Source organism: Kineococcus esterisolvens (assembly GCF_050871405.1).
Classification (GTDB): domain Bacteria; phylum Actinomycetota; class Actinomycetes; order Actinomycetales; family Kineococcaceae; genus Kineococcus.
Genome location: NZ_JBJLRI010000003.1, coordinates 1 through 21485 on the forward strand (window position 1 = coordinate 1; position 21485 = coordinate 21485).

The window sequence follows — 21485 nt, forward strand, 5'->3', positions numbered from 1 at the left end:
GGCCGGCCCGGTCGGGCCGGCCGCGACGGGGGACGTCAGTCCGAGACGGTGATGCCCATCGACCGGGCGGTGCCGGCGATGATGCGGGCCGCCATGTCGACGTCCTTGGCGTTGAGGTCCTGGAGCTTCTGCTCGGCGATCTCGCGCACCTGGGCCTGCGTGAGGTTCGCGACCTTCTTGACGTGCGGCTCGCCCGAGCCCTTGTCGACGCCCGCGGCCTTCTTGATGAGCTCCGCGGCCGGCGGGGTCTTGGTGATGAAGGTGAAGGAGCGGTCCTCGTAGACCGTGATCTCCACCGGGATCACGTTGCCGCGCTGGGCCTCGGTCTGCGCGTTGTAGGCCTTGCAGAACTCCATGATGTTCACGCCGTGCTGACCGAGCGCGGGGCCGATCGGCGGGGCCGGCGTGGCCTGACCGGCCTTGATCTGGAGCTTGATGAGGCCGGCGACCTTCTTCTTGGGGGGCATGCGCGATCCCTTCTCGAACCTGGGGTGGCCGTATCGGTGCCCGCGGATCGGGCGACGACGGGTTGAGGCCGCCGTCCAGTCTACGCGGCGCGGCGAGCGGGGCGTGCACGCAGCGAGCCCCCGGCCGGGAGGGGCCGGGGGCTCGCTGCGTGGCGGCGCGCCGTCAGATCTTGGCGACCTGGTTGAAGTTCAGCTCCACGGGCGTCTCGCGCCCGAAGATCGAGACGAGCACCGTGAGCTTCTGGCGGTCCGCGGAGATCTCCGAGATGGTCGCCGGCAGGGTCTCGAAGGGACCCTCCATGACGGTGACGGACTCGCCGACCTCGAAGTCCACGACCCGCGGCGCGGCGGCGGGAGCACCACCGGCGGCGTCGGCGGAGCCGCCCGCGGCACCCGCCTTGGGCTTCTGCTGCAGCGCGGGGGCGAGCATCGAGAAGACCTCGTCGGTGGACAGGGGGACCGGCTGGTGGGTGTTGCCCACGAAGCCCGTCACGCCGGGGGTGTGCCGCACGGCGCCCCACGACTCGTCGGTCAGCTCCATGCGCACCAGCACGTAGCCGGGGATGCGCACGCGGCGCACGTTCTTGCGCTGGCCGTTCTTGACCTCGACGACCTCCTCCATGGGAACCTCCACCTGGAAGATGTAGTCCTCCATGTTGAGGCTGGTCATGCGGGTCTCGAGGTTGGTCTTCACCCGGTTCTCGTAGCCGGCGTAGCTGTGGATGACGAACCACTCACCGGGCATGCGCCGCAGCTTCTTGCGGAACTCCTGGGCCTCGTCGACGTCGGCGTCGACGTCGTCCGACGCACCGACCGGGTCACCGTCGATCGGGCCGGCGGTGCCGAGGTCGTTCGCCTCCTCGCCCTCGGGGGCGCCCACGGCCTCGGGCAGCGAGAGGTCCGGGGTGTCCGCGGCCTGCTCGGCCTCGGCCTCCCGGTCCGCCTCGGCGGACGACTCCACGTCCTCGGCGTCGTAGCCCGTCAGCGAGGCGTCGGCCTCCGCCTGCTCGGCCTCGTACTCCGCCGGCGGAACGGGCGACGGCTCGGCCGCGGAGCTGAAGACCTCGTCGCTCTCCGAGCCGAACGGCTCGACGCCCTCCGGGCTGTCGCCGGTGCGCCGCTCGCCGAGCGAGGCACCCCACTGCTCCGACACGGTGCTGACCTGCTTCCTTCGGGGTAGGGACTCCGCGCACCGCAGCGGTGCGCCGCCGCCCGTCAGGACCCGAACACCAGCAGGACGAGCTTGCCGATGCCGTAGTCCAGGACGGACACCAAGAGCATCATCACCGCGACGAACACCAGGACGACACCCGTGTAGCTCAGCAGGTCGTGGCGGGTAGGCCAGACGACCTTGCGCAGCTCCTCGACGACCTGGCGCAGGAAGAGCAGGACGCCGCCGCGGCGCTTGGCCGCCGGCCGGTCCGCGGCCTTCGTCTCGCTCACGTCGACCTGCTCCCCACCGTCTCCGGTGCTCCGGTGCTGACTCGCCTGGTGCTGACCCGCTGCGCGCTGATGCGGCGGGCGCGTCCCCGGGGGAACGCGGGTGGTGCTCGCAGGGCAGGAGGGACTCGAACCCACAACCGCCGGTTTTGGAGACCGGTGCGCTACCAATTGCGCCACTGCCCTGAGCGGTTCGACGCACCCCGAGGGGCACGCTCCACCACGGCGGGACGGGCCCGCCGATCAGCACTCTAGGCGAGAACACGGCGCGGAGTCGAACCCGCTCCCCCGGGACGGGCCCGGCGCGGGGCCCGGACGGGCGCCGGGGCGGGGTGCCAGGATGGTCCCGTGTCCGCTCCGAGCGCCCCCGCCCGCGTGTCCGCCCGCGTCTCCGGCATCGCCGAGTCCGCGACCCTCGCCGTGGACGCGAAGGCCAAGGCGCTGAAGGCCGCCGGCCGCCCCGTCATCGGCTTCGGCGCCGGGGAGCCGGACTTCCCCACCCCGCCGTCGGTCGTCGAGGCCGCCGTCGCGGCCTGCACGGACCCGGCCAACCACCGCTACACCCCCGCGGGCGGGCTGCCCGCCCTGCGCGAGGCCATCGCGGCCAAGACGCTGCGGGACTCCGGGTACGAGGTCTCCCCCGCCCGGGTGCTGGTCACCAACGGCGGCAAGCAGGCCGTGTACGAGACCTTCGCCGCGCTGCTGGACCCGGGCGACGAGCTGCTGCTGCCCGCCCCCTACTGGACGACCTACCCCGAGGCCGCCCGCCTGGCCGGCGGCGTGCCGGTGGAGGTCTTCGCCGGCATCGAGCAGGGCTACAAGGTCACCGTCGAGCAGCTGGAGGCGGCGCGCACCCCGCGCACCAAGGTCCTGCTGTTCAACTCCCCCTCCAACCCCACCGGTGCCGTGTACTCCCCCGAGGAGGTCCGCGCCGTCGGGCGCTGGGCGCTGGAGCACGGCGTGTGGGTCGTCACCGACGAGATCTACGAGCACCTCGTCTACGACGGCCGGCGCGCGGCCTCGATGCCCGTGGAGGTCCCCGAGCTCGCCGACACCTGCGTCGTGCTGAACGGCGTGGCCAAGACGTACGCCATGACCGGCTGGCGGGTGGGGTGGCTCGCCGGGCCGGCCGACGTCGTCAAGGCGGTGGCGAACCTGCAGTCGCACCTGACGTCCAACGTCGCCAACGTCTCGCAGCGGGCGGCCGTCGCGGCCCTGACCGGGGACCTGGGGGCCGTGGCCGCCATGCGGGAGGCCTTCGACCGCCGGCGCCGGCGCATCACCGAGATGCTCTCGGCGATCGAGGGCGTGGAGTGCCCGCTGCCGGAGGGCGCCTTCTACGCGTACCCCTCCGTCGAAGGGCTCATCGGCAAGTCGCTGCGCGGCAACGAGATCACGTCGTCGGCGCGGCTCGCGGAGCTCATCCTCACCGAGGCCGAGGTGGCCGTCGTGCCGGGCGAGGCCTTCGGCCCCAGCGGCTACCTGCGCCTGTCCTACGCGCTCGCCGACGCGGACCTGGAGGAGGGGGTCGGGCGCATCCAGCGCCTGCTGGCCGAGGTCGGGTGAAGGCCGCGGCCGGGGGGTGGCGAGCGGGGTCCCACCGCCGCCGGCACCCCCGGCCGACGTGCTCGCCCGGCGCGTCCACCGACCGGTGGACGAGCGGACCGGACGCGCGGTGGTGCCGGGGCGGGCGCCCGGCCGGACACGCTGGCGGGCATGACGAGCACAACGGCCATCACCGTGCGGGGCCTGCGCAAGCGCTACGGCGACGAGACCACCGGGCACCTCGCCGTCGACGGCCTCGACCTGGACGTCGAGCGCGGGGAGTGCTTCGCCCTGCTGGGACCCAACGGGGCCGGCAAGACGACCACCGTGGAGGTCCTGGAGGGGCACCGCACCCGCACCGCCGGGCACGTGCGGGTCCTGGGCGAGGACCCGGCCACCGCCGGCCTGGACTGGCGCGCACGCATCGGCGTGGTCCTGCAGGAGGCCACCGACGCCGCGGACCTCACCGTCCACGAGGTCGTGCGCCACTTCGCCGTGTACCACGCGGACCCGCGGGACCCCGACGAGGTGGTCGCGGCGGTGGGGCTGACCGCGCGCGCCGGCACCCGCGTGCGTGCCCTGTCCGGCGGGCAGCGCCGGCGCCTCGACGTGGCGCTGGGGATCCTGGGCCGCCCCGAACTGCTGTTCCTCGACGAGCCCACCACCGGCTTCGACCCCGAGGCGCGCCGGCGCTTCTGGGACCTGGTGCGCGCGGTGCGCGCGGACGGCACCACCGTGCTGCTGACCACGCACTACCTGGACGAGGCGGCGCGGCTGGCCGACCGCGTCGCCGTCGTCGCCGGCGGCCGCCTGCTGGAGGTGTCCACCCCCGAACGGCTGGGCGGGCGCCAGTCGATGGGCGCCGTCGTCAGCTGGAGCGAGGGCGGCAGCCCGCGCGAGGAGGTCACCGCCCACCCCACCGCGCTCGTGCAGCGGCTGCTGGCCCGCCCCGGCCTGGCCACGAGCGGGGAGGTGCCGGGCCTGCAGGTGCGCAGGCCCACCCTGGAGGACGCCTACCTGGCGCTGCTGGACGCCGCCACCGGCTCCACGACCACCCGCACCGCGACCCCCGCAGCCGCCGGAGGCCCCCGGTGAGCGCCACGACCCCCGCGCCCGCCGCGGCGCGCACCGCCGGCAGCGCGCGCCGGCGCCCCTCCACCGCGCGGCTGGCGCGGGCGCGCACGCACCTGGAGCTGCTGCAGTTCTGCCGCCAGCGCGACGCCGTCGTGTTCGTCTTCGCCTACCCCGTGGTCATGATGGTGATCTTCGGCGCGGTCTTCGACGGGCAGCGGCTGCCCGACGGCACCCCCTTCGCCCGCTACTTCCTGGCCGGGATCGTGGCCACCGGGGTGGTGCTGACGAGCTTCCAGAACCTCGCCGTGGCCATCGCCGGCGAGCGCGAGGACGGCACCCTCAAGCGGTTGCGGGGCATGCCGGTGCCCGCGGCGGCGTACGTGCTGGGCAAGGTCGGCAGCGTCCTGGTGGTCGCGGCGGCCCAGGTGGTGCTGCTGCTGGCCGTGGCCCGCCTGGCCCACGGCGTGCCGCTGCCGGCGGACGCCGAGCACTGGCTGCGCTTCACGGGGGTCTTCGTCCTGGGCACGCTCGCCGGTACGGTCCTGGGCGTCGCCGCGTCGGCCGTGCCGCGCAGCGGCCGGTCGGCGACCGCGGTGGTCGCCCCGCTGGTGCTGGTGCTGCAGTTCGTCTCCGGGGTGTTCTTCGTGTACTCGGAGCTGCCGGGGTGGATGCGGGCCGTGGCGGAGGTGTTCCCCTTGAAGTGGATGGCGCAGGGCATGCGTGCGGCGTTCCTGCCGGAGTCGGCGGCGGCCGCCGAGCCGAGCGGCTCCTGGCAGCTGGGCACGGGGGCGCTCGTGCTGCTGGCGTGGGCGCTCGCCGGCACGCTGCTGTGCCTGCGCACCTTCCGCTGGTCGCGGCGCGAGGCGTGAGCGCACCGGCCGACGCCGGCTCCTGGTGGGTGCGCGCGATCGCGGGCTGGCACGTGGCCTTCGCGGTCGTGCTGGTCCCGGCGGCGCTCCTGCTGGTGGTGGCGCCCGGGCCGCGGTGGCCGCCGGCGGCGGCCGCGCTCGTGGTGCTGGGTGGGGCGTACGCCCTCAGCGGGGCGCCGGGCGCGCACCGGCGCGACGGGCACGCCCGCCCCTACCTGCTGGTGCTGGTCCTCGGGCTGGGGACGTGCCTGGCCGCCGACCCGCGGCTGAGCTTCCTGCTGTTCGTGGCCTTCCCGCAGGTGTGGCTGCTCACGGACGGCCGGCGGGAGGCCGTGGCGTGGACGCTGGCGCTGGGAGGCTCGGCCACGGTCGGGTTGGTCGTCGGCAGCGGCGCGGGTGCGGCGCCGCAGATCGCCGCCTCGCTGGCGGTGAGCGTGGCGTTCAGCTGCGCGATGGGCCTGTGGATCTCCGCGGTGATCGAGCAGAGCCGTGAGCGCGCCGAGCTCATCGCGCAGCTGGAGTCGGCGCGCGCGCAGCTGGCCGCCGCCCACCACGCCGCGGGGGTGGCGCAGGAGCGCGAGCGGCTGGCCCGCGACATCCACGACACCCTCGCGCAGGGCTTCACGAGCGTGGTCCTGCTGGCGCAGGGCGCGGCGGCGGGCACGGGTGAGGACGTCACCCGCGACCGCCTGCGGTGCATCGAGGAGGCCGCCCGCGAAGGGCTGGCCCAATCGCGCACGCTCGTGGCGGCGATGACGCCGGTGGAGCTGTCCGGCGGAGGCCTGGAGGCGGCCCTGCACCGGCTGGCGGAGCGGGTCTCGCGCGAGAGCGGCGTGCAGGTGGTGGTGGAGTCCGCGGAGGTGCCGACGGGCCTGCCGCGGACGCAGGAGGTGGTGCTGCTGCGCGCGGCGCAGGAGGCGCTGAGCAACGTCCGCCGGCACGCGGCGGCCCGCACGGCACGGGTGCGGTTGAGCGCGGCCGCCGGCGGGGTGGCGCTGGAGGTCGCCGACGACGGCGTGGGCGTGGCGGCGGACGCGGAGGGGTCCGGGCGGGGCTTCGGGCTCGCCGGGATGCGGCGGCGGGTGGAGGAGGCGGGCGGCCGGCTGCAGCTGAGCGCGCCACCGGGGGGCGGCACGCTGCTGCGGGTGGCGGTCCCCGGCCCGCACGCGCCCGGCGCTCAGGTGCCCCCGGAGGGGGCGTCGTGACGGCACCGGTGCGGGTGCTCGTCGTCGACGACCACCCGGTCGTGCGCGGCGGCCTGGAAGCCCTGCTGTCCACCGCGCAGGGCCTGCTGGTCGTGGGCACGGCCGCCGACGGCCTGGAGGCGCTGGAGCGGGTGGCCGAGCTGGCGCCCGACGTGGTGCTCATGGACCTGCGGATGCCGCGGCTGGACGGTGCCGGCGCCACCGAGCGGCTGCGGCGCGAGCACCCGGGGGTCCACGTGCTGGTGCTGACCACCTACGAGACCGACGCCGACATCGTGCGGGCGGTGGAGGCGGGCGCGACGGGCTACCTGCTCAAGGACACCCCGCTGCCGCAGCTGCTAGAGGCGGTGCGCGCGGCGGCGCGCGGGGAGACGGTGCTGGCACCGCCGGTGGCGGCCCGGCTGGTGGCGCGGGTGCGCGCTCCGGTGCAGGAGTCGCTGACGCCGCGGGAGCTGCAGGTCCTGGCTGCGGTGGCGCAGGGCGCGACGAACGCCGAGGTGGGCCGGCGGCTGCACATCGGTGAGGCGACGGTGAAGACGCACCTGCTGCGGGTGTTCGCGAAGCTGGGCGTGGACGACCGCACGCACGCGGTGACCCTGGCCATGCAGCGCGGCCTGCTGCCGCCCCCGGGTGCCCGCTGACCGGTGCACCACCGGAGCCGCTGGCAGACTCACGCAGCGTGATGCGTGCGCTGGAGACGTTGCCCAAGGCTCACCTGCACCTGCACTTCACGGGGTCGATGCGCACGTCCACGCTGCTGGAGCTGGCCGAGGCGCACGGGGTCCGGCTGCCTGCGGCGCTGTCGGGGCAGCACATGCTGAACCTCTCGCCCGACGCGCGCGGCTGGTTCCGCTTCCAGCGCCTGTACGACGCCGCGCGTTCCTGCGTCCGCACGGTGGAGGACATGCGCCGCATCGTGCTGGAGGCCGCCGCCGACGACGCAGCGGAGGGCTCGCGGTGGCTGGAGCTGCAGGTGGACCCGACCTCCTACGCCGTGCACGTCGGCGGGATCACCCCGGCGCTGGAGATCGTCCTGGACGCGGCCCGGGAGGCCACCGCGCTGACGGGCACCGCGGTGGCGGTGGTGGTGGCCGCCAGCAGGATCAGGCACCCCCTGGACGCGCGCACCCTGGCGCGGCTCGCCGCCCGCCACGCCGGGGACGGGCCGGGCGCGGTGGTCGGCTTCGGCCTGTCCAACGACGAGCGCCGGGGCAGCACCGCGGACTTCGCCGCCGCGTTCGACATCGCCCGTCGCGCCGGCCTGGCCTCCGTGCCGCACTCCGGCGAGCTGCTGGGGCCGGCGCACGTGCGCGAGGCGCTGTCGACGCTGCGCCCGGACCGGCTCGGCCACGGCGTGCGCTGCGCGGAGGACCCCGACCTGCTGCGGCGGGTCGTGGACTCCGGGGTGGCCCTGGAGGTGTGCCCGGCCAGCAACGTCTCCCTGGGCGTGTACGGCGACCTGGGTTCGGTGCCGCTGCGGCGGCTGCTGGAGGCGGGGGCGACCGTGGCGCTGGGCGCCGACGACCCGCTGCTGTTCGGGCCGCGGCTGGTGGCGCAGTACCGCAGCGCCCGCGAGGACCACGGGCTGGACGACGCGGCGCTGGCCGGGCTCGCGAAGGCGTCGATCACCGCTTCACGGGCGCCCGCGGCGGTGAAGCGGGCGCTGCACGCGGAGGTGGACGACTGGCTGTCGGCCGCGCCGGACGGGGCGGGAGGGCTGACGGGAGCCGCTGCGACGTGATTGACTCAATGAACGGAGTCAACGGGTCAAGGAGGTCCTCGTGCTCGCAGGAGCCACCGCCCTGCTTCCCCCGCTGCCGGGCGGATCGTCGGGCGGGGGCCTCGGCGGGACGCACCGGGTCGCGGAGGACGCCTGGCGCCCCTCCTCCCCGGCGTGGGGGTGGCACGCGCTGGCCCGTGCGTCGCCGTGGAGCGCCCCGGCGGTCGCTCTGACCGGGCTGGTCGCGCCGTTCTGGCCCGCCGCCGGGTTGCGCCGCACCACGACGACGGGCCCGACGGGTGGGACCCCGTGAGCGGGCTGCGCGTCGTCGTCGACACCACCTCCCCCGTGCCGGCCTACGAGCAGCTGCGCCGGCAGGTCGCCACCCTCGTCAGCACGGGGGTGCTGCTCGCCGGGGACCGGCTGCCGGCGGCGCGGGCCCTGGCTGCGGACCTCGGCCTGGCGCTGGGCACCGTGCAGCGGGCCTACCGGGAGCTGGAGGCCGCCGGGGTGGTGGAGTCCCGCCGGCGCACCGGCACCGTCATCACCGCGAACCCCGTCGTCGTGGACGAAGAGGTGCGCTGGGCGGCGGAGGGCTACGTGGAGCGGGCGCTGCAGGCGGGCCTGGCCCACGAGGAGGTGCTGGACCTCGTGCGCGACGCCCTGCTCAGAGCGAGCAGCCGACGAGCACCGGTTCGTTGACGATCCGCACCCCGAAGCGGTCCTGCACCCCGGCGGCGACCTCGCGGGCCAGGGCCAGCAGGTCGGCCGCGCACGCCGAGCCCCGGTTGGTCAGGGCGAGGGCGTGCTTGGTGGACAGCGCCGCGGGGCCGGGCAGCCCGTGGCCCTTGCCGAAGCCGGCGCGCTCGATGAGCCAGGCGGCGCTCGTCTTCACCAGCGCCTCACCGTCCGCGCCGGTGCCGGCCGGGTAGCGGGGGGCGTCCTCGGGCAGCGCGGCCGCCTCCTGCGTCGTCAGCACCGGGTTGGTGAAGAACGACCCGGCGCTCCAGGTGTCGTGATCGCCCAGGTGCGCCTCGTCCCACACCATGCCCTTGCCCTCCCGCAGCTCCAGGACGGCGGCGCGCACGTCGGCCATCGGCACGCGCTCGCCCACCTCGACACCCAGGCGGCGAGCCAGCTCGGCGTAGGCGACGGGCGCCGAGCGGTCGTCCAGCGGGAGCTGGAAGGTGACCTCCAGCACGACGTAGCGGCTCTCGGGGTGCCCGCCGTGCAGCGCCACGCGCTCGGTCTTCAACCGGGAGGTGCGGTACCCGAAGCGCAGGTCGGCACCGGCGAAGGTGCGCTGGCGGTCCGCCACGCGGTCCCAGGTGCGCACCGTGGCGATGGTCTGCGAGACGTCCTGCCCGTAGGCGCCGACGTTCTGCACGGGGGTGGCGCCCACCGTGCCGGGGATCCCGGACAGCGCCTCCACGCCCGACCAGCCGTTCGCGACCGCGCGGGCCACCAGCGCGTCCCAGCGCTCCCCCGCCGCGGCGGTGACGACGGCCCCGCCGCAGGCGTCCTCGGAGCCCGGCCGCACACCGGTGGTGGCCACGTGCACGACGGTGCCGTCGAAGCCGGCGTCGGAGACCAGCAGGTTGGAGCCGCCCCCGACGAGCAGCAGCGGTTGGCCCCCGGCGTCGGCATCGCGCACCGCCTCGACCAGCTCGCCCTCGGTGCGGGCCACGACGACGCGGCGGGCGGGACCACCCACGCGCAGGGAGGTCAGGGGGGCGATGAGCGGGCCGGTGGTGGTGGACGTGGTCACGAACTGCTCCCGGGGCGGACGACGGCGGGCGGGCGGGCGACGCCGGAGAGCACCAGGGCGATCGCCGAGGCGACGGCGGCGACGAGCAGGGCGTCCAGGATGCCGATCCGCTCGGAGAGCAGGCCGAGCAGGGGCGGGCCGGCGAGGAAGGCGGCGTACCCGACGGAGGACACCACGCTCACGCGGGCGGCGGCGGCGACCTCGTCGTCGGCGGCGGCGCTCATGCCCAGCGGGAAGCCGAGGGCGGTGCCGACGCCCCACAGCGCCGCGCCGGCCACGGCCAGCGGCACCGAGGGGGCGAGGGCGAACAGCAGCACGCCGGCGACGGCCAGGGCGGCGCAGCCGCGCAGCGCCGCCACCCGGCCGGTGCGCTCCAGCACGACCGGGCCGAGCAGGCGGCCGAGGGTCATGAGGGCGACGAAGGCGGCGAAGCCCGTGACGCCCACCTCGTGGCCGGTGCCGTGGCCGTCGACCATCCCCACGGCGAGCCAGTCGTTGGCGGTGCCCTCCACGAACGCCATGCAGAGCACCATCAGGCCCAGCAGGAGGGTGCGGGGCTCGCGCCAGGCGTCGCGCAGCGCGAGGCCGCGGGGGGCCCGGGCACCGTGCTCGGGGGCGGCGGGGGCCGCGAGGAAGGCCCGCACGGCCAGCAGGGCCCCGGCCAGCGCCAGCACCGCCGCGCCGCCCAGGTGCGCCCAGGTCGGCACGCCCGCGGACAGCAGCAGCACGGCGAGCCCGGCGGCCAGCACGGTGCCCAGGCTGTACCCGGCGTGGAAGCGGGACATGATTGAGCGGTCGAGGCGGCGCTCGACGGCGGCGCCCTCGACGTTCATCGCCACGTCCCAGGCGGCGGTGCCGGCCCCCTGGGCGACCAGGCCCACCGCGACGACCGCGGCGCTGCCGAGGGCGTCGACCCCGACGGCGACGGTGGCCATGCCCACCGCGACGGCCAGCGCTCCGGCGGCCACGGTGCGCACCCGCCCGATGCGCATGACGACCGCCCCGGCCAGCGGCATCGCCCCGACCGAGCCGATCGACAGGGCCAGCAGCAGGAAGCCCAGCTGCTGGTCGCTCAGCGCCAGGTCCTCGCGCACCGAGGGGATGCGCGCGATCCAGCTGGCGAAGGCGAAGCCGTTGAGGATGAAGGCCGTGTAGACGGCGGTGCGGGCGCGCAGCGCGGCCCGGTCGCCAGCCGCCGGGGCGGCGAGGCTCACGGCAGGCGGACGACGGCGCGCGCGCGGCCGAGGACCTTGGTGCCCGCGCTGGTGACGGTGAGGTCGACGGTGACGGTGCGGGCGCTCTCGTCGCGGGTGGCGACGGTGCCCGCGACCTCGACGACGGCGCAGCCCCGGGCGGGGACGACGACGGGCGCGGTGAACTTCGTGGCGTACTGCACGACGGCGGTGGGGTCGCCGGCCCAGTCGGCGGCGGTCTGGCCGGCCAGGCCCATCGTCAGCATGCCGTGGGCGATGACGTCGGGCAGGCCCACCGAGCGGGCGACGCCCTCGTCGAGGTGGATGGCGTTGCGGTCGCCGGAGGCCTCGGCGTAGGCGCGCAGGTCCTCGCGGGTCACCTCGTGCCGGGCCGCCGGCAGGACGTCACCGACCTGGACGTCCTCGAAGCGGACGGTGCTCACTGCTCCTCCGGGGCGCGCACGACGAGGGTGGAGACGGCCGTGCAGACGGGGGTGCCGTCCGTCAGCCGGAGCTCGGTGCGGGTGGTGACCATGGCGTTGCCGCGCACCACGCGCACGCGGTCCACGTGCAGCTCGGCGGTCAGCTCGTCACCGGCCACGACGGGACGGTGGTGCGTGAAGGACTGCTCCCCGTGTACGACGCGGGAGTAGTCGATGCCGGCCGCCGGGTCGGTCACGAACTGGGCGTCGGCCCGCTGGGCGAGCGTGACGGCGAACGTGGGCGGCGCCACGACGCCGGCGTGGCCCAGGGACCGCGCGGCGGCGTCGTCGTGGTGCGCGGGGTGGACCGCCCGCACGGCCCGGGCGAAGGCCCGGACCGCGTCGGCGGTCACGACGGTGGCCCCGGAGGCGGGGTAGACCCGCCCCTGGAAGGACTCGTCGACGGTGACGGACGTCACTTCGGCGATCGGGTCCGGATCAGCGGGTCTCGCGGTGCGTGGTCTTCTTGCCGCAGCGCGGGCAGAACTTCGCCAGGTCGAGCCGGTCGGGGTCGTTGCGCCGGTTCTTCTTGGTGATGTAGTTCCGCTCCTTGCACTCCGTGCAAGCCATGGTGATCTTGGGGCGGACGTCGGTGGTCTTGGCCACGGCGGATTGCCTCTTCCTGCGTCTGGGGTCGTGCGGGCGACGGAGCGCCGCGATCGCGTCCCAGGGTACGTGACCGAGCGCACGGGCCACCACGCAGCACGAGCGGCCACCCCGTCCAGGGGCGGCCGCTCGAACTGGAGTGCGGTGTCCGTAGCGGAGGCCGGACTTGAACCGACGACACAGCGATTATGAGCCGCTTGCTCTACCAACTGAGCTACTCCGCCGCGCACCGGCGGGGGCGACCCGCGGTGCTGAGAGCCCCGATCGAGGATTGAACTCGAGACCTCTTCCTTACCAAGGAAGTGCTCTACCACTGAGCTATCGGGGCCTGCTCGCCGCTCGCACGACGTGAGGACGAGCCTACACGCCGCGACCCGAGCCCGTTGCCGGGCCCGGGTCGCGCTCGCGACGTGGCGGGTGATGGATTCGAACCAACGAAGGCAATGCCGGCGGATTTACAATCCGCTCCCTTTGGCCGCTCGGGCAACCCGCCAGTGCGCCTGGAGGACCAGGTGCGAGTGAGAGGATAGCAAGGTCTGGCGGCCGGGACGAACCGGCCGCGCGCACCCGCACCCCGGAGGGAACAGCACACGTGGCCAGCGAGTCCTCGTTCGACGTCGTCAGCAAGGTCGACCGCCAGGAGGTGGACAACGCCCTGAACCAGGCGGCCAAGGAGATCTCCCAGCGCTACGACTTCAAGGGCACCGACGCCTCGGTGCGCTGGAGCGGCGAGTCGATCCTCATGGTCGCCAACTCGGAGGACCGCGTGAAGGCCGTGCTCGACGTGCTGGAGACCAAGCTCGTCAAGCGGGGCGTCTCCCTCAAGGCGCTGGACACCTCCGAGCCGGCCGCCTCCGGCAAGGAGTACCGGATCACCGCCACCCTCAAGGAGGGCCTCGAGCAGGACGTCGCCAAGAAGATCGGCAAGATCGTGCGCGACAGCGGGCTGAAGGGCGTCAAGACGCAGGTCACCGGCGACGAGCTGCGCGTCAGCTCCAAGAGCCGCGACGACCTGCAGGAGGTCATCGCGCTGCTCAAGGGCGCCGACCTCGACGTCGCCCTGCAGTTCGTCAACTACCGGTGAGCCGGGGCCCCGCGCGCCGCGCCGTGCTGGCCGGCGCCGCGGGCGTGACGCTCACGGCCTGCTCCGGCGGTGGGACCGCGCCCGCGCCGACGAGCAGCAGCGCCGCACCGCCCGCGGCGGACGACGCGCGGGCGCCCGTCCCCGAGGGGCTGGAGGAGGCCCAGCGCACCGAGCAGCGCTACGGCTCCCACCCCCGCCAGGTCGCCGACCTGTGGCTGCCGCGCGGTGAGCGGCGCGACGCGCTCGTGGTGCTGGTCCACGGCGGCGCCTGGCGCGCGGAGGTGGACCGCCGCGGCGTCAACCCGCTCGTGGCGGACCTGGTCCGGCGCGGCTGGCCGGTGCTGAACGCCGACTACCGCGGCGTGGGTGACGGCGGGGGCTGGACGAGCACCTTCACCGACCTGGCGACCGCTGTGGACCAGGGTGCGCGCGTGCTGCGGGAGCAGCGGCTGCCCGCGCAGCGCGCGCTGGTGCTGGGGCACTCCGCGGGCGGGCACCTGGCCGTGTGGGCCGCCGCACGGCACCGCCTGCCCGCCGGCGCGCCGGGCGCCGGTCCGCTCCTGTCCCCCGCGTTCGCGGCGTCCGTGTCGGGGGTGCTCAACCCCACCGCCCTCGGGGGCGAGGACGGCGACCCGAACGTCCGCAACGTCTTCGGCGGCTCGCGCGACCGGGTGGACGAGCACTACGCGGTGGGCGACCCCGCGCGCCTGGTCCCCCTGGGGGTCCCGCTGCTCGTCGCGCACGGCACGGCGGACGAGACGGTGCCGCACCAGCAGGCGCAGGCCTTCGCCGACGCGGCGGCCGCCGCCGGGGACGACGTGCGCCTGGAGCTCTTCGACGGGGTGGGGCACGAGGACGCCGTCGACCCGGACGGCGGGTCCTGGCAGCTGGTGCGCGGCTGGGTGGAGGACGTCCTGGGCTGAGCCCGGTGGGCCGCCGGGTTCAGCGGCGGTAGCCGGCCAGCGCCTCCAGGCGCGCGATGCGCTCGGCCATCGGCGGGTGGGTGGAGAACAGGCGGCTGAAGCCCTGACCCCGGAACGGGTTGGCGATCATCATGTGGCTGGTGTTGACGAGTTCACGCTCGGGCGGCAGCGGCAGCTCCCGCGTGCCCAGCTCCAGCTTGCGCAGCGCCGACGCCAGCGCCAGGGGGTCACCGGTGAGCTTGGCGCCGTCCTCGTCGGCGTCGTACTCGCGGGTGCGCGAGATGGCCAGCTGGATGACGCTCGCGGCCAGCGGCGCCACCAGCGACAGCAGCAGCACCGCCAGCGGGTTGCCCCGACCCTCGCCGTCGCGCCCGCCCGCGGCACCGAAGAAGGCACCGAACTGGGCGAACTGGGCAATGGAGGTGATGACGCCGGCCAGCGCGCCGGCGACCGAGGAGGTCAGGATGTCCCGGTTGTGCACGTGCATCAGCTCGTGCCCCAGCACCCCCCGCAGCTCCCGCTCGTCCAGCAGCTGCAGGATCCCCTCGGTGCAGCAGACCGCGGCGTGCGCGGGGCTCCGGCCGGTGGCGAAGGCGTTCGGCGCCATCGTCGGCGAGACGTACAACCGCGGCATCGGCTGGTGGGCCCGCGTGGACAGCTCCCGCACGATCCGGTACATGCCCGGCTGCTCGGCCTCCGACACGGGGCGGGCACGCATCGCGCGGATCGCGATCCGGTCGGAGTTCCAGTAGCCGTAGGCGGTGGTGCCCACCCCGACCAGGGCGAAGACCAGCACGAGGCCGGGTGAGCGGAACGCGGACGCCAGCAGCCCCCCGATGAGGAGCAGGACCGCCCAGATCGCCCCGAAGAGGACCGCGGTCTTCAGGCCGTTGTAGTGACGGTGCATGCGGCGCTCTCGTCCTCCCCAGTCCACGTCCGGCAGGGGGTGAACGCACCGGGCGGGGCGGACGTTCCGCCCCGCCCGGCACCGCTGCTGCGTCCGGGTGCCGTGCGGGAGGGGTCAGGCGGAGCGCCGGTGCGCGGCGCCGGGGTGCGCGGCGGCCAGGCGCGGGCCGTCCCCCGAGCCCAGCCGCTCGCGCAGCGTGGTCCCCGGCGCGGACGGCGGGGCGGCGCGCCCGCGGCGGCGCAGCTCGGGCACCAGGTGGTCCACGACGTCGGCGAACGTGCCTGGCATCGTGGCGTACATGAGGTTGAAGCCGTCGACGCCGGACTCGTCGGCGAACTCCTCCAGGGCATCGGCCACCGTGACCGGGGAACCGGCCAGGACGGGCCCGCGGCCGCCGACCGCCACGAACTCCGCCAGGTCCTGCACCGTCCAGGTGCGGTCGGGGTCGCTGGTGAACGCGGACAGCGCGGAGCGGTTCGCGTCGGTGGTGACGTGCTGCAGCGGCTCCCCCGGCGCCGCGCCGGCGAGGTCCACACCGGTCCAGCCGCCGAACAGCGCCAGCGCCGCCTCACGGCTGGCGTGCTCGCGGTAGTCGGCCAGCAGCGCTGCGGCCTCCGCGTCGGAGGGGCGCACCACGGCGGTCAGGCCCGCGTACACGCTCACCGAGCGCGGGTCGCGACCGGCGCGCTCGATGCGCTCGCGCAGCGAGTCCACGCTGCGGCGAACGTGCGCGGCCGTGGGGCCGATGACGAACACGCACTCGGCGTGCCGGGCGGCGAACTCCTGCCCCCGCGGGGACGACCCCGCCTGGAAGACCACCGGGGTGCGCTGCGGGGACGGCTCGCACAGGAACGCCCCGGGGACGTCGAACCAGCGGCCGTGGTGGCCGATGTCGTGGACCTTCGCCGGGTCGGCGTACACGCCGCGCTCGGCGTCGCGCACGACCGCGCCGTCCTCCCAGGAGCCCTCCCAGAGCTTGTAGCAGACCTCCAGGTACTCCTCGGCGACGTCGTAGCGCTCGTCGTGCGGGACCTGCCGGTCGAAGCCGAGGTTCCGGGCGGCGGAGTCCAGGTAGCCGGTCACGACGTTCCACGCGACCCGGCCACCCGTGAGGTGGTCAAGGGTCGTCAGCCGGCGGGCCAGGGCGTAGGGCTGCTCGTACGTCGTGGTGACGGTGAGCCCGAAACCCAGCTGCCCGGTGACCGCCGCCATCGCCGAGACCGCCATGAGGGGGTCGTTGACGGGGACCTGCGCGGCGGCGCGCACCGCCGCGTCGCGCGAGCCGCCGTGCACGTCGTACACGCCCAGGACGTCGGCCAGGAACAGCGCGTCGAAACCCCCGCGCTCCAGCAGCTGCGCCAGGTCGGTCCAGTACCGGAGGGTGCGGTACTCGGCGCTGCGGTCCTCCGGACGCGCCCACAACCCGGCGGCCTGGTGGCCGACGCAGGCCATGGCGAAGGCGTTCAAGCGCAGCGGTGCGGTGCTCACGGGGTGGAGTTCTCCGGGGTCGGGACGGTGGCGTCCAGGGGGCGGTGGGCGGTCTCCGGGGACGCGGCGGCCGAGAGGGCGGTCAGCACCGCCAGCAGGCTGAGGTACCCGGCGACCAGCCAGGGCGAGCCGCCGCCCAGGGCCAGCAGCGACGCGGCGATCAGCGGGGTCAGCCCACCACCGAGGACCGCGCCGATGGAGTAACCCAGCGAGGCGCCGCTGTAGCGGGTGCGGGCGGGGAACTGCTCGGCGAAGAACGCGCCCTGCGAGCCGTACATGCTGTCGTGGCCGAGGTTGACGGCGACGACGACGGCGCCGACGATCAGCAACGTCGAGCCGGTGTCCAGCAGCCAGAACGCCGGCACCGTGAAGACCGCGGTGAGCACCGCGCCGAACAGGTACACCGGGCGGCGGCCGAACCGGTCGGAGGCCAGTCCCCACAGCGGAGTGGCGGCCAGGCTCAGCACCGAGGCGACGAGCACGGCGAGCAGGCCGACGTCCCCGCCGTCGTCGCGGACCTGCTCGGTGAGGTAGTTCAGGGCGAACACCGTGTACAGGACGTACCCGCCGTTCTGGCCCAGCCGCATCCCGGTGGTCAGCAGCACGCCCCGGGCGTCCTCGCGCAGCACGTCGACGACCGGGCGGCGGGCGACGGCGCCCTCGCGCCGCAACTCGGCGAACACCGGCGAGTCGGCCACCTTCAGGCGGATGACCAGGCCGACGACGACGAGCACGGCGCTGGCCAGGAACGGCACCCGCCAGCCCCAGGACAGGAACTGCTCGGGCGTGGTGAGGGTCCGGGTCAGCCAGAAACCCCCGCTCGCCAGCACCATCCCGGCCGCCGACCCCATCTGCGGCACGGCCCCGAACAGGCCGCGGCGTCCCGGCGGGGCGTGCTCGACCGCCAGCAGCACCGCGCCGCCCCACTCGCCGCCGGCGGAGAACCCCTGCAGCAGGCGGGCGGTCACGAGGAGCACGGGTGCCGCGACGCCGATCGAGGCGTACGTGGGCAGCAGGCCGATGAGGGCCGTCGAGGCGCCCATCAGCAGCAGGGAGGCGACCAGGACCTTCTTGCGCCCCAGACGGTCCCCGAGGTGCCCGGCGACCGCACCGCCCAGCGGCCGCGCCACGAAACCCACCGCGTAGGTGGCGAAGGCGGCGATGACGCCCACGGCGCCGTCGACCTGCGGGAAGAACAGCGGGGCGAACACCAGGGCGGCCGCCGTGCCGTAGAGGTAGTAGTCGTACCACTCGATCGTGGTGCCGACGAAGCTGCCGAGCGCAGCGCGACGGCGCAGGACGCGCTCGTCGACGTTCGAGGGCACGAGGACACGGGCAGAGCTCACCGGGACTCCCATCGGTCCTGGCGGAAGCACCTTCCCCGAGGGGTGGTTGCTGCGGCGTCGTCGAGCCAGGTCTCTCGGCCGCTCTGGATGGTCGTCCGGAAACCTAGGGCACGACGACGCCCGCGCGCAAACCAGCGCGGTTCAGGAGCGGCGGCGGCGGATCTCGTCGCTCAGCGCGGGCAGGACCTCGGTGAGGTCGCCGACGATCCCGTAGTCGGCGAACTCGAAGATCGGCGCGTCGGGGTCGCTGTTGACGGCCACGACGGTCACCGAGGCGGCCATCCCGCCGCGGTGGTGCACCGCGCCGGAGACGCCCGCGCCGACGTACAGGCGCGGGCTGATGGTGACGCCGGTCTGCCCGACCTGGGCCTCGTGCCCGATCCAGCCCTCGTCGGTGGCCACGCGGGTGGCGCCCACGGCGCCGCCGAGGACGTCGGCGAGCTCCTCCACGAGCGAGAAGTCGCCCTCCACGCCGCGACCGCCGACGACGACGACCTCCGCCTCGGCCAGCGCCGGGCGGTCGGAGGTGGGCCGGGGCTCGCGGGAGTGGACGGTGACCGCGCGGGCCGCGGCGGAGGCGGCCACGCGGTGCTCCACGACGTCCAGGGCACCGGCGCCGTCCACCGGGGCGGCCTGCACGGCGTTCGGGGCCAGCGCCACGACCCCGAAGGGGGCGGTGACGGCGCAGCGGGTGGTCCAGGTGCCGGCCAGGACGGTCTTGCCGGCGACGAAGCGGCCGTCGGCGCCGAGCTCGAGGGCACCGGCGCCGGTGACGACGCCCGCGCCGGTGCGCCCGGCCAGGCGGGCGGCGACCTCCTTGCCCTCGAAGGTGGACGCGACCAGCAGCAGCGGGGCGTCCACCTCGGCGCGCACGGCCTCGAGGGCGTCCACGACGGAGGCGGTGAGGCGGTCGTCGGCACCCTCGACGAGGACGTGGTGCAGCACGGCGGCACCGTGCGCGGCGACGGCGGCGCGCGCCTCCTCGCCCGGGGCCGCGCCGACCCACACGGCGTGCACCCGCGCGCCCGGCACGTCGCGGGCCAGGGTCAGCAGCTCCAGGGCGGTGGGGCGCAGCCGCCCGTCGCCGTGGTCGAGCAGGACGAGGAGGTTCACGCGAAACCCTTCCGCACCAGGTAGTCCACGAGGGCCGGCACCGTCTCGGCGCCGCCGGTCACCAGCACGCGGTCGCCGCGCTCGGGGCGCGGTGCGGCCTCCAGGACGCGCGTGGCGGAGCCGTCGAGCCCGACGGTGGCGGGGTCGACGCCGAGGTCGGCCAGCGAGAGCACCGCGACCGGCTTCTTGCGCGCGGCGAGGATGCCCCTGAAGTCGGGGAAGCGGGCGCGGAACGCCTGGTCGGTCACCGACAGCACCGCCGGCGCGGGGGCGCTGAGCACCTCGACGTCGGTGGAGGTCTCCCGGCGCACCCGCACGGTGCCGCCCTCGACGGTGATCTCGTCGGCGAGGGTGAGCTGCGGCCAGTCCAGCAGCGCGGCCAGGGCCGCGGGCACCAGCGAGGTGAGCCCGTCCAGGCCCGCCATGCCGGCCACGACCACGTCGACGGGCCGCTCGGCGTGCAGGTGCCGCACGGCCGCCGCCAGGACCCGGGCGGTGGCGATCGCGTCCGAGCCGGCGATCGCGTCGTCGCGCACGTGCACCGCACCGGTGGCGCCCATCGCCAGCCCGCGGCGCAGCGCCTCCACGGCCGCCGCGGGACCGGCGGTCAGGACGGTCACCTCGTGGGGCTGCTCCCCCTCGGCGACCGGCTGCGCCTCGACGAGGCGCAGCGCGGCCTCCAGGGCGTCCTCGTCGAGCTCGTTGAGGGTGTCGTCCTCGCCGCCTCGGGCCAGCAGCCCGTCCTCGCGGAAGGAGCGGGCCGACTGGACGTCGGGGACGTGCTTGACGCAGACGACGACGCGCACTCAGGCCTCCCGGGCGGCGGCCTCGGCGAGCACCTCGCGCGAGTACCGGATCATGTCCTCGCGGGAGACGACCTTGACGCGCTCGCGCCCGTGCGGCGCACCCAGCGCCCGCTCGTAGGCGTCCAGGAGCTCCCAGTCGTTCCACGTCAGCACGTCCACGCCCTTGCCGGTCAGCAGGTCCAGCACGGCCTGCGGGTCCGCCTCGGGAGCGGGCGTGAAGGACGCCGCGTCGGAGACGAGGTGGCGGACCGTCTCGGAGGCGTCGGACTTGGTGTGCCCGATGAGGCCGACGGGGCCGCGCTTGATCCAGCCGGTGCAGTAGACGCCGGGCAGGTGCTCGCCCTCGGGACTCAGCACGCGGCCCTCGTGGTTGGAGATGACGCCCTTGAGCTCGTCGAACGGCACGCCCGGCAGCGGGGAACCGAAGTAGCCCACCGCGCGGTAGACGGCCTGCACGTCCCAGGTGCGCACGTCGCCGGTGCCCTCGACCGTGCCGTCGCCCGTCAGCCGGGTGCGCTCGGTGCGCAGCGCGCTGACGTGGCCGTCGGTGCCGACGATCTCCACGGGGGCGTGCAGGAAGTGCAGGTGGATGCGCCGGGAGGCGGTGCCGTCGCCCTCCTTCAGCGTCCAGTCCGTGAGGGTCTTCACGACCTGCTTGGTCTGGTTCGACTTGTCGATGGCGGCCATCGAGCCCTCGTCGAACTCGAAGTCCTCCGGGTCGACCAGGACGTCGACGTCGGGCACGTGGCCCAGCTCGCGCAGCTCCAGCGGGGAGAACTTCGCCTGCGCCGGGCCGCGGCGGGCGAAGACGTGCACGTCGGTGACCTTCGAGGCCTTCAGGCCCTGGTAGACGTTGTCCGGGATCTCGGTGGGCAGCAGGTCGTCCGCGTGCTTGGCGAGCATGCGCGCCACGTCGAGCGCGACGTTGCCGGCACCCAGGACGGCGACGCTGGGGGCCTCCAGGGGCCACTCGCGCGGGTAGTCCGGGTGCCCGTCGTACCAGGAGACGAAGTCGGCGGCGCCGTAGCTCTCCGGCAGGTCCACGCCCGGGACCCTCAGCGGGGCGTCCTCGATGGCACCGGTGGAGAACACCACCGCGTCGTAGTGGCGCTGCATCTCCTCCAGCGTGACGTCCGTGCCGAAGGTCACGTTCGTGAGCAGGCGGATGTCGCCGCGGCCCAGGACCTTCTCCAGCGCGACGACGATCTGCTTGATGCGCGGGTGGTCGGGGGCCACGCCGTAGCGCACGAGGCCGAAGGGCGCGGGGAGGCGCTCGATCAGGTCGATGCTCACGCCGTCGAAGCCCGTCGCCGACAGGTCTGCCTTGGAGAGGATGTCCGAGGCGTAGATGCCCGCCGGTCCGGCTCCGACGACGGCCACGCGCAGCGGACGCTGGGTGCTCACGGGATCTGGTGTCCTTCGTCTCGACGTCGTCTGTCGAACTGCGTA

Annotated in this window: 24 protein-coding genes, 4 tRNA genes and 1 riboswitch; of the genes, 10 read left to right on the top strand and 18 right to left on the bottom strand. The window is 75.2% G+C overall.

Annotated elements, in window-relative coordinates; translation table 11 throughout:
- Nucleotides 1-35 precede the first annotated feature (35 nt).
- The 4 genes from rplK to ACRYR8_RS01770 form a co-directional block, all read right to left on the bottom strand.
- Complete coding sequence (gene rplK, locus ACRYR8_RS01755) at nucleotides 36-467, bottom strand: 50S ribosomal protein L11 (protein ID WP_367636821.1); 432 nt, start codon at nucleotides 465-467, stop codon at nucleotides 36-38.
- 163 nt (nucleotides 468-630) lie between these two features.
- The gene (gene nusG / locus ACRYR8_RS01760) at nucleotides 631-1452 is read right to left on the bottom strand and encodes a transcription termination/antitermination protein NusG (RefSeq protein ID WP_432482477.1); all 822 of its coding nucleotides are present in this window, start codon (nucleotides 1450-1452) and stop codon (nucleotides 631-633) included.
- A gap of 230 nt (nucleotides 1453-1682) precedes the next feature.
- Nucleotides 1683-1910: a preprotein translocase subunit SecE gene (secE, locus tag ACRYR8_RS01765; protein ID WP_432482360.1), complete on the bottom strand. Its 228-nt coding sequence runs from the start codon at nucleotides 1908-1910 to the stop codon at nucleotides 1683-1685.
- Nucleotides 1911-2020: 110 nt separating this feature from the next.
- A tRNA-Trp gene (locus ACRYR8_RS01770) sits at nucleotides 2021-2093 on the bottom strand.
- Between the two features lie 162 nt (nucleotides 2094-2255).
- Here ACRYR8_RS01770 and ACRYR8_RS01775 point away from each other — a divergent pair.
- The 8 genes from ACRYR8_RS01775 (at nucleotide 2256) to ACRYR8_RS01810 (ending at nucleotide 9022) form a co-directional block, all read left to right on the top strand.
- Complete coding sequence (locus ACRYR8_RS01775) at nucleotides 2256-3473, top strand: pyridoxal phosphate-dependent aminotransferase (protein ID WP_432482361.1); 1218 nt, start codon at nucleotides 2256-2258, stop codon at nucleotides 3471-3473.
- Between the two features lie 150 nt (nucleotides 3474-3623).
- Nucleotides 3624-4547, top strand: coding sequence for an ABC transporter ATP-binding protein (locus tag ACRYR8_RS01780; protein WP_432482362.1), 924 nt, complete (start codon nucleotides 3624-3626; stop codon nucleotides 4545-4547).
- Nucleotides 4544-5395 (top strand): ABC transporter permease, encoded by an 852-nt coding sequence (locus ACRYR8_RS01785; protein ID WP_432482363.1) that lies wholly within the window; start codon nucleotides 4544-4546, stop codon nucleotides 5393-5395. Before ACRYR8_RS01780 ends, ACRYR8_RS01785 begins: the two co-directional genes overlap by 4 nt.
- Complete coding sequence (locus ACRYR8_RS01790) at nucleotides 5392-6600, top strand: sensor histidine kinase (RefSeq protein ID WP_432482364.1); 1209 nt, start codon at nucleotides 5392-5394, stop codon at nucleotides 6598-6600. Before ACRYR8_RS01785 ends, ACRYR8_RS01790 begins: the two co-directional genes overlap by 4 nt.
- Entirely contained in the window at nucleotides 6597-7241 is a 645-nt protein-coding gene (locus ACRYR8_RS01795; RefSeq protein ID WP_432482365.1) for a response regulator, read from the top strand. The genes ACRYR8_RS01790 and ACRYR8_RS01795 overlap by 4 nt, the downstream gene beginning before the upstream one ends.
- Before the next feature lie 41 nt (nucleotides 7242-7282).
- Complete coding sequence (locus ACRYR8_RS01800) at nucleotides 7283-8341, top strand: adenosine deaminase (protein ID WP_432482478.1); 1059 nt, start codon at nucleotides 7283-7285, stop codon at nucleotides 8339-8341.
- A gap of 40 nt (nucleotides 8342-8381) precedes the next feature.
- Nucleotides 8382-8633, top strand: a complete 252-nt coding sequence (locus ACRYR8_RS01805) for a hypothetical protein (RefSeq protein WP_432482366.1) — start codon at nucleotides 8382-8384, stop codon at nucleotides 8631-8633.
- Complete coding sequence (locus ACRYR8_RS01810; protein WP_432482367.1) at nucleotides 8630-9022, top strand: GntR family transcriptional regulator; 393 nt, start codon at nucleotides 8630-8632, stop codon at nucleotides 9020-9022. Before ACRYR8_RS01805 ends, ACRYR8_RS01810 begins: the two co-directional genes overlap by 4 nt.
- Here ACRYR8_RS01810 and ACRYR8_RS01815 read toward each other — a convergent pair.
- The 8 genes from ACRYR8_RS01815 to ACRYR8_RS01850 form a co-directional block, all read right to left on the bottom strand.
- A complete protein-coding gene (locus ACRYR8_RS01815) occupies nucleotides 8988-10088 on the bottom strand; it encodes a UDP-N-acetylmuramate dehydrogenase (protein ID WP_432482368.1) in 1101 nt (366 codons plus the stop codon). The genes ACRYR8_RS01810 and ACRYR8_RS01815 overlap by 35 nt on opposite strands.
- Nucleotides 10085-11302, bottom strand: coding sequence for an MFS transporter (locus ACRYR8_RS01820; protein ID WP_432482369.1), 1218 nt, complete (start codon nucleotides 11300-11302; stop codon nucleotides 10085-10087). Before ACRYR8_RS01820 ends, ACRYR8_RS01815 begins: the two co-directional genes overlap by 4 nt.
- Nucleotides 11299-11724 carry a MaoC/PaaZ C-terminal domain-containing protein gene (locus ACRYR8_RS01825; RefSeq protein ID WP_432482370.1) on the bottom strand — a complete coding sequence of 142 codons (426 nt, stop codon included), beginning with the start codon at nucleotides 11722-11724 and terminating at the stop codon, nucleotides 11299-11301. The genes ACRYR8_RS01820 and ACRYR8_RS01825 overlap by 4 nt, the downstream gene beginning before the upstream one ends.
- On the bottom strand, nucleotides 11721-12182 hold the full coding sequence (locus ACRYR8_RS01830) for an FAS1-like dehydratase domain-containing protein (RefSeq protein ID WP_432482371.1): 462 nt from the start codon (nucleotides 12180-12182) through the stop codon (nucleotides 11721-11723). The genes ACRYR8_RS01825 and ACRYR8_RS01830 overlap by 4 nt, the downstream gene beginning before the upstream one ends.
- A gap of 19 nt (nucleotides 12183-12201) precedes the next feature.
- Nucleotides 12202-12369, bottom strand: coding sequence for a 50S ribosomal protein L33 (gene rpmG, locus ACRYR8_RS01835; protein ID WP_012085006.1), 168 nt, complete (start codon nucleotides 12367-12369; stop codon nucleotides 12202-12204).
- Nucleotides 12370-12520: 151 nt separating this feature from the next.
- Nucleotides 12521-12593, bottom strand: a tRNA-Met gene (locus ACRYR8_RS01840).
- A 32-nt stretch (nucleotides 12594-12625) separates the two neighbouring features.
- Nucleotides 12626-12697: transfer RNA gene (locus ACRYR8_RS01845), tRNA-Thr, on the bottom strand.
- A gap of 83 nt (nucleotides 12698-12780) precedes the next feature.
- Nucleotides 12781-12862 (bottom strand) — tRNA-Tyr (locus ACRYR8_RS01850).
- A 99-nt stretch (nucleotides 12863-12961) separates the two neighbouring features.
- Between ACRYR8_RS01850 and ACRYR8_RS01855 the strand changes: the two genes are divergently transcribed.
- Both ACRYR8_RS01855 and ACRYR8_RS01860 read left to right on the top strand, forming a co-directional pair.
- The gene (locus ACRYR8_RS01855) at nucleotides 12962-13453 is read left to right on the top strand and encodes a YajQ family cyclic di-GMP-binding protein (protein ID WP_432482372.1); all 492 of its coding nucleotides are present in this window, start codon (nucleotides 12962-12964) and stop codon (nucleotides 13451-13453) included.
- Nucleotides 13450-14376, top strand: a complete 927-nt coding sequence (locus ACRYR8_RS01860; protein ID WP_432482373.1) for an alpha/beta hydrolase family protein — start codon at nucleotides 13450-13452, stop codon at nucleotides 14374-14376. The genes ACRYR8_RS01855 and ACRYR8_RS01860 overlap by 4 nt, the downstream gene beginning before the upstream one ends.
- Nucleotides 14377-14395: 19 nt before the next feature.
- Here ACRYR8_RS01860 and htpX read toward each other — a convergent pair whose 3' ends face one another.
- The 6 genes from htpX to ACRYR8_RS01890 all read right to left on the bottom strand — a co-directional run bounded on the left by htpX (nucleotide 14396) and on the right by ACRYR8_RS01890 (nucleotide 21440).
- Complete coding sequence (gene htpX, locus ACRYR8_RS01865) at nucleotides 14396-15283, bottom strand: zinc metalloprotease HtpX (RefSeq protein WP_432482374.1); 888 nt, start codon at nucleotides 15281-15283, stop codon at nucleotides 14396-14398.
- Between the two features lie 114 nt (nucleotides 15284-15397).
- Nucleotides 15398-16771 (bottom strand): LLM class flavin-dependent oxidoreductase, encoded by a 1374-nt coding sequence (locus tag ACRYR8_RS01870; protein ID WP_432482375.1) that lies wholly within the window; start codon nucleotides 16769-16771, stop codon nucleotides 15398-15400.
- A complete protein-coding gene (locus ACRYR8_RS01875) occupies nucleotides 16768-18117 on the bottom strand; it encodes an MFS transporter (RefSeq protein ID WP_432482376.1) in 1350 nt (449 codons plus the stop codon). The genes ACRYR8_RS01870 and ACRYR8_RS01875 overlap by 4 nt, the downstream gene beginning before the upstream one ends.
- 5 nt (nucleotides 18118-18122) lie before the next feature.
- A riboswitch (SAM riboswitch) is annotated at nucleotides 18123-18211 on the bottom strand.
- Between the two features lie 47 nt (nucleotides 18212-18258).
- On the bottom strand, nucleotides 18259-19230 hold the full coding sequence (locus tag ACRYR8_RS01880; RefSeq protein WP_432482377.1) for an electron transfer flavoprotein subunit alpha/FixB family protein: 972 nt from the start codon (nucleotides 19228-19230) through the stop codon (nucleotides 18259-18261).
- Nucleotides 19227-20036: an electron transfer flavoprotein subunit beta/FixA family protein gene (locus ACRYR8_RS01885; RefSeq protein WP_432482378.1), complete on the bottom strand. Its 810-nt coding sequence runs from the start codon at nucleotides 20034-20036 to the stop codon at nucleotides 19227-19229. The genes ACRYR8_RS01880 and ACRYR8_RS01885 overlap by 4 nt, the downstream gene beginning before the upstream one ends.
- Complete coding sequence (locus tag ACRYR8_RS01890) at nucleotides 20037-21440, bottom strand: FAD-dependent oxidoreductase (RefSeq protein ID WP_432482379.1); 1404 nt, start codon at nucleotides 21438-21440, stop codon at nucleotides 20037-20039.
- Nucleotides 21441-21485: the final 45 nt, after the last annotated feature.